The sequence below is a fragment of the Streptomyces sp. Root431 genome (genome assembly GCF_001426585.1).
Taxonomy (GTDB): domain Bacteria; phylum Actinomycetota; class Actinomycetes; order Streptomycetales; family Streptomycetaceae; genus Streptomyces; species Streptomyces stackebrandtii.
Map to the genome: position 1 here is coordinate 174,740 of NZ_LMEI01000001.1, position 12,319 is coordinate 187,058.

Here is a 12,319-nt window from a genome sequence, read left to right on the forward strand (position 1 = left end):
CACCCCCTGGGGGCAGTGCGACGCCCAGGATTCCGTCCACCTTCGGGCTGGCCCTCGCGCTGCCGCTGCTGGTCGGGGCGCTGCTGCCGCAGGCCTTCGCCGGGGGCGGTACGCGACGCTGGTTCGGCGGGCGCGGCGAGGGGCAGCGGGCCGAGGCCCAGGCCGCCAAGGACGCCGCCGCTGCCGCCTTCTACGAGCTCGACACCGCCCAGCGCGGGCTCCGGATTTCCATTGAGACGATCACCGCTGTCGACAGCTCGCCCGAGACGCGACGCGCCGTGGAGGGGTTCGAGGCCCTTGGGCGGCGGATCGACGAGGTCAGTCACGCCTACATCAGCGCCGTCGACGCCCACGACCTCGACCGTGACGAGCTGGACGCGGCCACCGCGAACCGGGCCCGCGGCGAGCTGAACCACGCCAAGGAAGAGCTCGACCGGGTCAAGGGCGAGTTGGACCGGTTCGAGGAAGGACTCACTCCGCTCCTCGACCGTGCGGAGACCCAGCTCGCCCGGCTCGCCCCCGCCGTCGAGCGGGCCCGCCAGGCGCTGCGCGGCGCGAGTGCCGCGCTCGACGCCGTACGGGAAGGGGGGCTGCGCGCCGACGACCTCGCGCTGCGGCTCGCCCAGCTCGGGCCCGAGCTGACCCGGCTCAACGAAGGGGCCGGGCGGCACGGCGTCCCCGAGACCCTCCAGCGCGCCGACCGTGTCCTGCGGGACGCCGAGGCGGTACGCGCAGAGGCCGAGCGGCTGCCGCAGCGCGCCGCCGAGATCGACCGGCGGCTCGTCTCCCTGCGCACCCGCACCGAGGCGCTGACCACCCGCGCCGGGGGTGTCGAACCGGTCCTCTCCGAGCTGCGCCGACGGTTCTCCGCTGCCTGCTGGCAGGACCTCCAGCACGTGCCCGAGCAGGCCGCCGGCACGCTCCGGCAGGCCGAGGAGCGGCTCGCCGAGGCCGTGAAGGCCCGCGAGGAGCAGCGCTGGCCCGACGCGACGTCCCGGCTCTCCACCGTCCGCGCGCTCCTCGACTCCACCGACGAGGCCGTGTCGGCGGCCGGGGAGCGGCTGCGCCGCCTGGACGCCGTCGCGAAGGACCCGAAGACGGAGACGGACCGCGCCCGGTTCGCGGTACGGGACGCCCAGCGGCTCGCGATGGATGGCCGGAGCACCCCCGACCCGCGCCACGCCCGCCCCCTCGACGAGGCCGTGGCCCGGCTCGACCGGGCGGTCGGCACGCTGGAGGGCCGCCACCCGGACTACTGGCACTTCCTCACCGAGCTGGAGGGCGTCCGCGCCACGGCCGCGCGCGTCGTCGAACAGATCCGGGAGGACCGGGGCGCGACCGCCGCAGGTCACTGAGTGCTGTGTTCACTGCGTTCAGCACCTCGTCGCAGGTCACCGAGCGCTGTGTTCAGCGACTCGCCGCAGGTCACCGAGTGCTGTGTTCAGCGACCCGCCGCAGGGCACTGAACACCGTGCTCAACGACCGCCCGCCGGTCATTGAGCACTGCCGTCCGCGACCGCCCGCCGTTAGCCTGTCCCCATGCCTCGTTACGAATTCCGCTGCCGGACCTGCGGCGACACCTTCGAGATCAGTCGGCCCATGGCCGAGTCCTCGGCTCCGGCCGCCTGCCCCGCCGGGCACGACGACACCGTGAAGCTGCTCTCGGCCGTGGCCGTCGGCGGCAGCAGCACCGCCGCCCCCGCGCAGGGCGCGGGCGGTGGCGGTGGCGGTGGCGGTGGCTGTTGTGGTGGGGGTTGCTGCGGCTGACCCGCCGGACAGGCCGTAATCCGCCGGTCAGGTCGTAATCCGCCGGACAGGCCCTAGCCTGCCGCTGCCGCCCGGAAGCGGCGGAGGATCTCCTCCCCCGCCGCGACCCCTCGTTCCGCGAGGACGTCGAGGTGGGGGGCCGTCCACTCGCTCTCGGCGAGTTCGCCGTGGCCGGGGCGCCACGCCCGGTCCGCGGCCATCAGCAGGTCGGCGTCGAGGAGCGAGTCCCCCGCCGCCAGGGTGAGCGTGGCGCCGATGCGGCGGGCGACCTCGCGGACGGCCGCGCTCTTCGTGAGCGGCTTCGGCACCGCGTACACCTTGCGGCCCTGGAGCGAGACGGTCCAGCCGCGCTCGCCCGCCCACTCGCCGAAGCGGCGCAGCCACTCCTCGGGGAGCCGCTCGCGCTCGACGACGAGGTAGGCGAAGAGGTCCTCGGCCACGCGGTGCTTGCGGACCCACGACAGGTCCGTGGTGGCCGTGAGGTAGGCGCGGATCTCGGAGAGCGGGGCGCACTCCTCGACGAGCCGGCGCACCACCGAGGCGTGCCACGCGCGGTCGGAGACGCCGTCGACGAGGATGTGCCCGCCGTTCGCGCAGATCGCGTACTTCGGTGTGGTGCCCGGGAGTTGGATGCGCTGGTACTGCTTGCGCGTCCGGGTCGTGGCGGGGACGAAGACGGTCTCCTCGGCCAGCCGCGCGAGCAGGCCGGCCGCGTCCTCGGTCATGTAGGAGAGCGGCTTCGACTCGTGGACCTCGACGCAGAGGAGCCGGGGCGCCTGGGCGTCAGGCATGCCGAGGGCGAGGGCCGCGCTGGAGTAGATGAGGGTGCGGTCGAGGTCGCTCGCGACCAGGGTCGTGTTCGGCTGCTCGCTCACTGGGACACCACCGTCTTGCCGTCGGCGCCCGTCGCGCCCCTCGTGTACTGAGGGTGGATCAGGCCCACGCAGCTGTACGGGAGTTCGTCGACCTCCTCGACCGGCACACCACGCTGCTCGGCGAGCAGACGGACGTGGGCGAGGTCGGCGTCGGCGCCCCGCTTGGCCAGGATCTTCCAGGGGACGCGGCGCAGCAGGACGCGGGTGGTCTCGCCGACGCCGGGCTTGACCAGGTTGACGTCGTGGATGCCGTACTCCTCACTGATCCGCTCGACGGCGGCCCAGCCCTCCCAGGTGGGGGTGCGGTCGGCGGCGAGGAGTTCCTTGACGTCCAGGTCGACGCCCTCGGTGACCTCGTCGAAGCGGGCGGCGACGGCGTCGAGGAAGGCGACGGAGACGTCGGAACCGGCCAGTTCGCGGTAGAACTTGGCGCCGTGGAAGTCGTTCGGTCCGACGAGGTCGGAGCGGAGCACGGTGCGGGATATCAGGCCGGAGACCGTGGAGTTGAGGCAGGCGGAGGGGATGAGGAAGTCCTCGCGGGTGCCGTACGTGCGGACGCAGGAGCCGGGGTCGGCGAGGACCGCGATCTCCGGGTCGAAGCCGGCGATCCCCTCGGTGCCCTCGAACTCCTTGACGGCATCGGCGAGTTCGCGGGTGATGGCGCCCTTGCCGGTCCAGCCGTCGACGAAGACGACGTCGGCGGGGTCGTGGTGGGCGGCGAGCCAGCGCAGCGCGTTGGCGTCGATGCCGCGGCCGCGCACGATGGAGACGGCGTAGTGCGGGAGGTCGAGGCCGTGGCGGGCCTTCGCCCAGCGGCGCATGAGGACGCCGACGGGGGTGCCGGCCCGGGCGAGCGAGACGAGTGCGGGGCTGCGGCCGGGGCGTTCGGCGAGGACGGTCTCGGTGACCGTGCCGACCGCGCGGGCTATTCGGGCGGCGGAGCCCTCCAGGGCGGAGTGGAAGAGGTCCTGGTAGCGGGCGCTGGGCTGGTACTCGACGGGGAGCGATTCGGCGTAGTGCGCGCCGCCGCTCTGGATGGCTTCCTCGCGTTCCTCGGTGGGCGCCTCCAGCTCGACGTCCGAGAGGTCCTGGAGCAGCCAGCCGACCTCCTCGGGTGCGTACGAGGAGAAGGCGGGGCCGCGGAGGGGCTCGGGCAGCATGGAGCTCCTTTCGGGAGCTTCGGGGGCTTCGAGAGCTTCGGGGTCTTCGGAGACTTCGGAGACTTCGGAGACTGTGGGCTTGTAGGACGGGACGGGCGCCGTGGGTCCGTACGACGGGACGGGCGTCGGCGCGTACGACGGGACCACCGCGAGGACGACGCGCGGGACGTGCGCGGCGAGCTGGGCGAGCAGGCCGTCCGGGGCGTGCAGTTCCGGGGTGTCGGCGGCGGAGTCGACGACGAGGACGACGGCGTCGAAGCCCCCGCCCGCCACGTTGTAGGCGTAGCGCTCGCCGGGGCCGTCGGCCGGGGCGTCGTGGGCGGGGAAGACGAGCCGGGTGCGTATCGCGTAGCCGGGGTCGTCGACGGCGAGGACGGGCGAGCGGGTGGTGGTGGAGTAGTGGACGTCGTGCCCGGTCTCCTCCAGGGCCGTGGCGAGGCGCAGCGGTGCGTACATCAGCTCCTCGAAGCCCAGGACGAGGACACCGCGGCCACCGCGGTCGCCGGGGGTGCGGGGGGCCGCCGGGGCCTCCCGGTCCGCCCCCGGAGCCGTCTCCAGGGCCCGGCCAAGTCCCGCCGCCAGGTCCGGCAGGGCCGCCTCCAGGAGATCGCGGTGCTCGGGCGTGAAGCCGTGCCGCCCGCCGTCGGGCAGCCCCTCGGGCCAGTCGAGCGTCACCCGTACGGGCTCACGCGCCCCGGTGACCGCGCCGGCGGCCTTCTCCCCGTACGCCTTCTCGTGCTCCGCCACCAGGGCCCGGCCCTTCTCCAGGACCCCCTCGGGCAGGCGTACGGTCCCGGCGGCGGCGGATATCAGGTCGACGCGGGCGCCGATCTCCTCCGCGAAGGCGTCCAGCCGGCCGAGGTCCGCGGTGGAGCGCATGTCGACGAGGGCCACGACGACGTACCGCTCGCGCGGGTAGCGGGCGTGCAGGTCCCTGATCGTGTTGAGGACGGTGTTGCCGGTGGAGAACTCGTCGTCGACGAGGACCAGCGGCCCGCCGCCGGCGAGGAGCTTCGGGTCCTCGGGCAGGAGCAGGTGCGAGGTCGCGTGCGAGTGGGACTCCTCGAAGCCGCCCGCGCGGGCGACCCCGGCCACCGGCCGCCGGGTGGAGTGGAGGTACGGGGCGAGGCCGAGGCCGTCGGCGACGGCGTGGCCCAGCGCGGTGGCGGTCTCCGCGTAGCCGAGGACGACCGAGCGGGCCGCCTCCTCGTCGCCGAGGAGCTCGCGGACGCGTACGCCGAGGCCGAGGCCGGAGCCGTACACGACGGAGGGCCGCTGCGGCACGTGCTTGCCGAGCACGCTGGAGACGAGCAGGTGCGCCCGCTTGGGGTTACGACGCAGTGCGAGGCCCAACAGGGCCGGTAGCTCCTCGCCGCCGATCAGTTCGACGCCCAGTCGCTCCGCGACCCACGTTCCGGTCCACACCACGTCGTCGACGTCCCTTCGTCAGCCGGCAAGTCCGGCGGTGAGCAGATCCACGAAGCCGACGTCTTCCTTCGCGACGCCGAAGACCTCGGCGCGCTGGAGAGTGCGTTCGGCCCACGCGCGATGCGGCTTCACTTCGTTCATTTTGTTCGTATACGCGGAGCGCAGCACCCCGCCGCCGCCCTGTTCGGGCCGCAGGACGTCCTGGGCGTCGCTCCACTCCTCGTGGCTGACCACGGAGAGCGCATGCACCGGCACCACATGGGTGGGGTGGATGCAGGTCTTGCCGAGCAGGCCGTTCGCGCGGTCGAGCTCGATCTCGCGCAGGAGGCCGTCGAGGTCGTGCTCGATGAGCGCGGTGCGCAGGTCCTCGGCGCGGCCCTCCAGGAAGGGACTGCGGCGCAGCTGCGGCTTGAACATGCGCTCGCCGGGTCGGAAGTACTCCCAGACGGGCCCGGTGATGGTGAATCCGGTGCCGTCGGAGCGGCCGAGGACGTTGACGACGTCGGCGATGACGTTCGCGACGATCTTGACGTCGTAGGCGGTCATGTCGGGCGAGCGGCGCAGGCCGTAGGCCGAGCAGAAGTCGGTGACGCCGAGGCGGAGGGCGAGGACGCGGTCGCGGTACTTGTCGGTGATCGAGGCGATCCCGGCGAGGGTCTCGGCCCGGGTCTCCAGGTGGAGGAGCTCGGGGGACTCGAGGACGGGCATGGCGAAGAGGCGCCTGCCGCTCGTCCGCTCGGCCTGGGTGAGCGCTTCGAGGAAGGCGTGGCCGCGGCTCTCGGTGAATTTGGGCAGTACGAATCCGGACAGCAGCCGGACCGTTTCGCCGAGCCGGGCGGTGAGGTCGGTGATCTGGTGCGGATCGCGAACGCGAATGAAGAGCAGGGGCACGGCGGTGCCGCCGCCCGCGTCCGTCGTGGTCCCGCCGGCGCCCGGCCCGGTCGCGCCCGCGAGGTCGGCGAACTGCCGGACGAGGTTGGCCTCGCCCGCCACGACGTCGGCGTCGCTGATGGAGTCCTCCAGGCAGAGCACCATGGAGACCACGCCGCGCGCCGCCTGTTTACGGATGTCGTCGGCCAGCCGCGGCCGGGTGGCCGGGCTGTAGAGCGTGGCCCCGAGGGCCGTCGCGAGCGTGCGCGCGGGCGAGTCGGCCGTGAACTCGGCCGGCTCGCGGTGGAACAACCCGGTCCGCGTTGCGGACGGGATGTGCCCGAAATGACGCATCTAAGTCCCCCGTCTGCCTCTCTGGGCCCTGACGACATGTGGCCGGTAATAGTACGTAGGTGCGGGTGTCCGTAGTTCCCTCCGAGGATGAAATTCAGGTAACTCGTCAGCATCCGTCATCTCGTACCGGTATCGGTGACGCCCCCGCGTTGTCCGCGGGTCGGGCGGGAGGGCAGGATTGCGGTCATGACGCACGCGATGCTGAAGGGCTCCAACGTCCCTCTCGACACCGCGGCCGTACGGGCCGTGCTCTGCTGGACCCCGGGCCCCGGGGTCCCCGACGTGGATGCCTCCGCCCTGCTCCTCGGCGCCGACGGTCGCGTGCGGTCCGACGAGGACTTCGTCTTCTACAACCAGCCGCGCCACCCCTCGGGCGCCGTGCGGCGGCTGCCGAAGAAGCGGGTGGGCCAGGGCCTCACGGACACCGTGGAGGCCGATCTGGGCGGTCTCGAGGCCTCGGTCGACCGGGTGGTCGTCGCGGCCTCCTCCGACGGCGGCACCTTCCGGTCCGTCTCCGACCTGCGGATCCTGCTGTACGACGCGACGGCCGGGCCCGACCGCGAGCCGCTGGCGCTGTTCGACGTGACGGCGGAGACCGGCGAGGAGACGGCGGTCATCTGCGGCGAGCTGTACCGGCGCGGGGACGGCTGGAAGTTCCGTGCGGTGGGCCAGGGCTATCCGACGGGTCTCGTCGGCCTCGCCACGGACTTCGGCATCTCGGTCGACGAGGACGCCCAGGAAGCGGCCCAGGAAGCCGCCCAGGGGGCCGCCCAGGGGGCCCAGGACCTCCCCGAGGCCCAGGACGGCACGTCCGGCGTCCCGGCCCCGGATTTCCCCGTCGCAGGCTCCCCCGATCCCGACGCGACCGTGATCCACGCGCCCGTACCGCCGCAGCCGACGGTGCCGCCCGTGCCGGACCGCGCGCCCGCCTACGGGTACCCGCAGCCGCCGGTGAACGCCCCGGCCCCCGTCCCCTCCCCCGCGTACGGCTATCCCCAGCCCGCTCACCGGCCCGATCCGCACGCGGCTCCGGAGTTCCGGATGCCTCCCATGGGCCCTCAGTTCGTCAGGAACTGAGACCCGGGGGCGCCAGGCCGGGAGCACGGTCACGCCTTGGTCTTGTAGCCGCGCCCCCACTGCAGTCCCCAGCCGTACAGCCGGTCCAGCTCGGCCTGGAAGCCGTAGACGAACCGCACCTCGCGCCGGACCGTCAGGTCGCCCTTGATGTTGTCCACGGAGAAGACCGCGCAGGAGCGGGCCTGCGGGGCGCGCTCGTCCAGCTCGATCTCGATCCGGGGGCCGTTGCTCGGGTAGAGCGTGATCTTGGCGTGCGTACGGTCGAAGGCCGGCGTCTGGTCGTAGATGTACACGAAGAAGAGCAGCCGCTTGATCTCGTCCCGCTGGTCCAGGTTGACGAATATCGTCTCGCCCGAGGAGCCGCCGAAGCGGTCGTCGCCGCTGAGCTTCACGTAGGGGGCGCCGTTCAGGTCGCCGAAGAAGCCCCCGAGCGGCTGCACCACGCCCTTGCTGCCGTCCTTGAGCTCGTAGAGGCAGCCCAGGTCCAGGTCGACGTTGACCATGCCCTGGGTGTGCGCCTGGACGACCTCGGGCTTGAAGAACTGCGCGGGATTCCGCAGCAGCCGGCCGCTCTGCCGGGACCGCCCTTCGAGGTCGGAGGTCCGCATCCGCCAGGAGAGGTTGACCCGGAGATTGCCGGTCGCCGCGCCCTGTTTGGTGAGCGAGACCGACGGGCGCCTCTTCGTCAGGTCGATCGTGTTCGACGCGGCGCCGCCGCCCATGTCGAACTGTGCCGCCCTCCCCGGAAACAGGTTGTCCCAGAAGGCCATGACGCCCCCACCCCCACCACTGATCGCTCACTCGTCGTCGCACATGCCTGCGGGGCGGCCGGGTGCACCGGCCGCCCCGCAGTGAAGCGTTCCTCGTTACCGGGGGTGTCACACCCCGGAGGAGACCTCTGTCTTGTCTGCCGCGCCGCCCTCGGCCGCCGCGAGGGCCTTGTTGCGCCGGACGGAGGACCAGAAGGACCAGGCGATGAGGGCGACACCGATGCCGCCGGTGACGATCTCGGGGATCTCGTAGCGGATGGAGACCATGAGGATCGCGGCCAGGGCGCCGATCGCGTAGTGGGCGCCGTGCTCCAGGTAGACGTAGTCGTCGAGGGTGCCCTGACGGACCAGGTAGACCGTCAGCGAACGGACGTACATGGCACCGACGCCGAGGCCGAGCGCCATGAGGACGATGTCGTTGGTGATGGCGAAGGCGCCGATGACACCGTCGAAGGAGAAGGAGGCGTCGAGGACCTCCAGGTAGAGGAACATGAAGAAGGCGGCCTTGCCGGCCAGCTGGACCGCGGTGACCTTCTTGCCGCTGCGCTTGGCCTCTTCCTCGGCCTCGTGCTCGCGCTCCTCTTCCTCCTCCAGCTTGTTCTCGAAGTAGCTGGAGAGACCGCCGACGATGAGGTAGGTGATCAGACCGAAGACGCCGGAGAGCAGCACGGTCGACGCCGCGTCGATGTGCGTACCACCGTGCTGGTGGGCCTGGGTCGCGAAGGTCATGGCGCTGATCGCCAGGACGATGAGGGCGATGCAGACCGAGAGCATGTCGATCTTGCCGAGCTTGGCCAGCGGGCGCTCCAGCCAGCCGAGCCACTTGATGTCACGGTCCTCGAAGATGAAGTCGAGGAAGATCATCAGCAGGAACATGCCGCCGAAGGCCGCGATCGACGGGTGCGCGTCGGTCACGAGCTGCTCGTAGCGCTCGGCGTCGTTGAGAGCGAGATCGACGGCCTCGATGGGACCGATCTTGGCGCTGATCGCGACGATCACGACGGGGAAGACCAGTCGCATGCCGAAGACGGCGATGAGCACACCGATCGTGAGGAAGATCTTCTGCCAGAAGGCATTCATCTTCTTCAGGATTCCGGCGTTGACCACCGCGTTGTCGAAGGACAGCGAGATCTCGAGGACGCAGAGGATCGCGACGATCCCGAACGCTTCCCACCCCCCGTAGAGGACTGCTGCGACCAGACCGAGCGCAGTGATCGCGAACGACCAGCCGAAGGTTTTCAGAACCACTGTCTACCCCATCGTGAAATTACATGGCTTTACGAAACGTTGACCCCGAAGTCTAGAGCGATGCCCCGCAGCCCGGACGCGTACCCCTGGCCGACCGCCCGGAACTTCCATTCGCCGTTGTAGCGGTAGAGCTCGCCGAAGATCATCGCGGTCTCGCTGGAAGCGTCCTCGGAGAGGTCGTAGCGGGCGAGCTCCTGGCCGTCCAGCTGGTTCACGACCCGGATGAAGGCATTGCTGACCTGGCCGAAGCTCTGGCCCCGATTGTCGGCGTCGTGGATCGACACCGGGAAGACGATCTTGTCGCAGTGGGCCGGGACCTGCGTGAGGTCCACGATGAGGGACTCGTCGTCCCCGTCACCCTCGCCCGTGAGGTTGTCGCCGGTGTGCTCGACGGAGCCCTCGGGGCTGCGGAGCTGGTTGTAGAAGACGAAGTACTCGTCCCCCAGCACGCGGCCGGACTGGCAGAGCAGGGCGCTGGCGTCGAGGTCGAAGGGGGCTCCGGTGGTGGAGCGCGCGTCCCAGCCGAGCCCGACGAGGACCTTGGTGAGGTTGGGAGCGGCCTTGGAGAGGGAGACATTGCCTCCCTTGGCGAGTGTGACGCCCATGTGATCTTTCCTCCCCGGTGGTGATGAGGCACGTCCGGCGCCGCACGAGAGGTGCGGCGCCGGACGGTTGGAACGGTTCGGCTCAGACGTTGACGCCGAAGTCCTGCGCGATACCGCGCAGACCAGAGGCATACCCCTGACCGACCGCGCGGAACTTCCACTCCGCGCCGTGGCGGTACAGCTCGCCGAAGACCATGGCGGTCTCGGTCGAGGCGTCCTCGGAGAGGTCGTACCGGGCGATCTCGGCGCCGCCGGCCTGGTTGACGACGCGGATGAACGCGTTGCGCACCTGGCCGAAGGACTGCTGGCGGTTCTCGGCGTCGTAGATCGAGACCGGGAAGACGATCTTGGCCACGTCGGCCGGTACGGTCGCCAGGCTGACCTTGACCTGCTCGTCGTCGCCCTCGCCCTCGCCGGTGAGGTTGTCACCGGTGTGCTCGACCGAGCCGTCGGCGCTCTTCAGGTTGTTGAAGAAGACGAAGTCCTGGTCGTTGCGGACCTTGCCCTCTTCGCTCACCAGGATGGCGCTGGCGTCGAGGTCGAAGTCCGTCCCGGTGGTGGTGCGGACGTCCCAGCCCAGACCGACGGTCACGGCGGTGAGGCCAGGGGCCTCCTTGGTCAGCGAGACGTTGCCGCCCTTGCTGAGGCTGACTCCCACGAGTCCCTCCATACGTTTTCAGGGGCAGCGCCCCAGTCGTGCGTTGGCATCGGATCAACGAGTGGATCCTAGTGACGGGTTCCCGGTCGAAACAGTCGATTCGCCCCGCGAATCGGAGATGTCGGCCCGGGGCCGGCTCAGATGGCGTCGAGCGCCTTGACGTAGTCGCCGAGGTCACGGGCGTCCGGCAGGGCGTTCACGACGGTCCAGCGGACGACGCCCTCCTTGTCGATGATGAAGGTGCCGCGCACCGCGCAGCCCTTCTCCTCGTCGAAGACGCCGTAGGCACGGGAGGCCTCGCCGTGCTTCCAGAAGTCGGAGAGCAGCGGGAAGTCCAGGTCCTCCTGGTCGGCGAAGACGCGGAGGGTGTGGATGGAGTCGTTGGAGACGGCCAGAAGCTGCGTGTCGTCGTTGACGAACGCCGGGAGGTTGTCGCGCAGCTCGCGCAGCTCGCCGGTGCAGACGCCGGTGAAGGCGAAGGGGTAGAAGAGCAGCACCACGTTCTTCTCGCCGCGGAATTCCGAGAGCTTCACGGTGCGTCCGTGGTTGTCCTTCAGCTCGAATTCCGGGGCCTCGGTGCCGGCCTCGATCGCCATCGCCCACGCATCCCTTCGCCGGAGCCCGGCCCAGATCTTGGGCCCGAAACGGTGAGGTCCAGCCTACGGCCTGTGCACGAAAGCCCCCGCCGGCGTACCGGCGGAGGCTGTTCGTCACATGGTGATCAGCGCTTGGGGGCCACCAGACGGGCGCCCGCCCAGTCCTTGGCGACGCTGATGCTCTTGGTCTGGGAGAGACCAGCAGTCTGCGCGGCATCGTTGATATCGCTCGGCTCGATGTAGCCGTCACGGCCGGTCTTCGGCGTCAGCAGCCAGATCACGCCGCCGTCCTCCAGAAGACCGATGGCGTCCACCAGTGCGTCGGTGAGATCGCCGTCCTCGTCGCGGAACCAGAGGACAACGGCGTCGGCGACGTCGTCGTACTCCTCGTCCACGAGCTCGGCCCCGATGACGGACTCGATGCCTTCACGGAGATCCTGGTCGACGTCGTCGTCGTAGCCGATCTCCTGGACCACCTGTCCGGGCTCGAACCCCAGCCTCGCTGCCGGGTTGGTCCGCTCCTCCGCGTGGTCCGCGGTCGCGCTCACGGCTTGCCTCCTGCTCATTCGGAAAATGCTAGTGGGCCACGCGTAGGCGCGTGGCGCTGGCCGTAGTCCACACGTGCCGGGGCTCATCGCGCAAGTACTGGGCCACGGAGACCGCCGAAACGGTGACGTTTGGGGCCGTCTCGCCCCAACTTCCGGCACGCTCCGACCGCCCTCCGTGATCAGTCCCACATGATTCATCCCGGTTTACGAACTTCTGCGGTTTCAGTCTGCCGAACGCCCGGACGAAACGCATGCGCGGGTTGAGCGTAAGGTTGCGATTTGAACACATCCGAACGCATGGAGGACACCGCGGACACCGCCGGGCACCTCACAGGGGTTACCCCTCGGTAAATGTGACGTCTG

General features: G+C 70.7%; 12 protein-coding genes. 3 read left to right on the forward strand and 9 right to left on the reverse strand.

Going from position 1 to position 12,319, the window contains the following annotated elements; translation table 11 throughout:
* Window positions 1–47: 47 nt before the first annotated feature.
* Together ASC82_RS00825 and ASC82_RS29140 are read left to right on the forward strand one after the other, a co-directional pair.
* Window positions 48–1,355, forward strand: a complete 1,308-nt coding sequence (locus ASC82_RS00825) for a hypothetical protein (RefSeq protein ID WP_107105805.1) — start codon at window positions 48–50, stop codon at window positions 1,353–1,355.
* Window positions 1,356–1,539: 184 nt separating this feature from the next.
* Window positions 1,540–1,767, forward strand: a complete 228-nt coding sequence (locus tag ASC82_RS29140; protein ID WP_079038965.1) for a zinc ribbon domain-containing protein — start codon at window positions 1,540–1,542, stop codon at window positions 1,765–1,767.
* A 53-nt stretch (window positions 1,768–1,820) separates the two neighbouring features.
* Here ASC82_RS29140 and ASC82_RS00830 read toward each other — a convergent pair whose 3' ends face one another.
* From ASC82_RS00830 to ASC82_RS00840, 3 genes are read right to left on the reverse strand one after another with little or no spacing between them, the layout of a single operon-like run.
* Entirely contained in the window at window positions 1,821–2,642 is an 822-nt protein-coding gene (locus ASC82_RS00830; protein WP_056639958.1) for a hypothetical protein, read from the reverse strand.
* The gene (locus ASC82_RS00835) at window positions 2,639–5,230 is read right to left on the reverse strand and encodes a phosphoribosyltransferase (RefSeq protein ID WP_056639962.1); all 2,592 of its coding nucleotides are present in this window, start codon (window positions 5,228–5,230) and stop codon (window positions 2,639–2,641) included. The genes ASC82_RS00830 and ASC82_RS00835 overlap by 4 nt, the downstream gene beginning before the upstream one ends.
* An 18-nt stretch (window positions 5,231–5,248) precedes the next feature.
* Window positions 5,249–6,454, reverse strand: coding sequence for an HpcH/HpaI aldolase/citrate lyase family protein (locus ASC82_RS00840; RefSeq protein WP_056639964.1), 1,206 nt, complete (start codon window positions 6,452–6,454; stop codon window positions 5,249–5,251).
* A 186-nt stretch (window positions 6,455–6,640) separates the two neighbouring features.
* On the opposite strand from ASC82_RS00840, the gene ASC82_RS00845 reads away from it, so the two are divergent.
* Complete coding sequence (locus ASC82_RS00845; protein ID WP_056639966.1) at window positions 6,641–7,531, forward strand: TerD family protein; 891 nt, start codon at window positions 6,641–6,643, stop codon at window positions 7,529–7,531.
* 29 nt (window positions 7,532–7,560) lie between these two features.
* Here ASC82_RS00845 and ASC82_RS00850 read toward each other — a convergent pair whose 3' ends face one another.
* The 6 genes from ASC82_RS00850 to ASC82_RS00875 all read right to left on the reverse strand — a co-directional run bounded on the left by ASC82_RS00850 (window position 7,561) and on the right by ASC82_RS00875 (window position 11,956).
* Window positions 7,561–8,301, reverse strand: a complete 741-nt coding sequence (locus ASC82_RS00850; protein WP_056639969.1) for a Tellurium resistance — start codon at window positions 8,299–8,301, stop codon at window positions 7,561–7,563.
* Window positions 8,302–8,409: 108 nt separating this feature from the next.
* Window positions 8,410–9,549 (reverse strand): DUF475 domain-containing protein, encoded by a 1,140-nt coding sequence (locus ASC82_RS00855; RefSeq protein ID WP_056639972.1) that lies wholly within the window; start codon window positions 9,547–9,549, stop codon window positions 8,410–8,412.
* 29 nt (window positions 9,550–9,578) lie between these two features.
* Complete coding sequence (locus ASC82_RS00860; RefSeq protein WP_056639976.1) at window positions 9,579–10,154, reverse strand: TerD family protein; 576 nt, start codon at window positions 10,152–10,154, stop codon at window positions 9,579–9,581.
* Between the two features lie 82 nt (window positions 10,155–10,236).
* Window positions 10,237–10,812: a TerD family protein gene (locus tag ASC82_RS00865; protein WP_026058190.1), complete on the reverse strand. Its 576-nt coding sequence runs from the start codon at window positions 10,810–10,812 to the stop codon at window positions 10,237–10,239.
* 137 nt (window positions 10,813–10,949) lie between these two features.
* Entirely contained in the window at window positions 10,950–11,408 is a 459-nt protein-coding gene (locus tag ASC82_RS00870) for a peroxiredoxin (protein WP_024761284.1), read from the reverse strand.
* 125 nt (window positions 11,409–11,533) lie between these two features.
* Window positions 11,534–11,956, reverse strand: a complete 423-nt coding sequence (locus ASC82_RS00875) for a DUF3052 domain-containing protein (protein ID WP_024761285.1) — start codon at window positions 11,954–11,956, stop codon at window positions 11,534–11,536.
* Window positions 11,957–12,319: the final 363 nt, after the last annotated feature.

Coding starts and splice junctions, on each gene's coding strand:
- ASC82_RS29140 (WP_079038965.1), top strand. CDS start 1,540: ATGCCTCGTTACGAATTCCGCTGCCGGACCTGCGGCGACACCTTCGAG.
- ASC82_RS00840 (WP_056639964.1), bottom strand. CDS start 6,454: ATGCGTCATTTCGGGCACATCCCGTCCGCAACGCGGACCGGGTTGTTC.
- ASC82_RS00845 (WP_056639966.1), top strand. CDS start 6,641: ATGACGCACGCGATGCTGAAGGGCTCCAACGTCCCTCTCGACACCGCG.
- ASC82_RS00850 (WP_056639969.1), bottom strand. CDS start 8,301: ATGGCCTTCTGGGACAACCTGTTTCCGGGGAGGGCGGCACAGTTCGAC.
- ASC82_RS00860 (WP_056639976.1), bottom strand. CDS start 10,154: ATGGGCGTCACACTCGCCAAGGGAGGCAATGTCTCCCTCTCCAAGGCC.
- ASC82_RS00870 (WP_024761284.1), bottom strand. CDS start 11,408: ATGGCGATCGAGGCCGGCACCGAGGCCCCGGAATTCGAGCTGAAGGAC.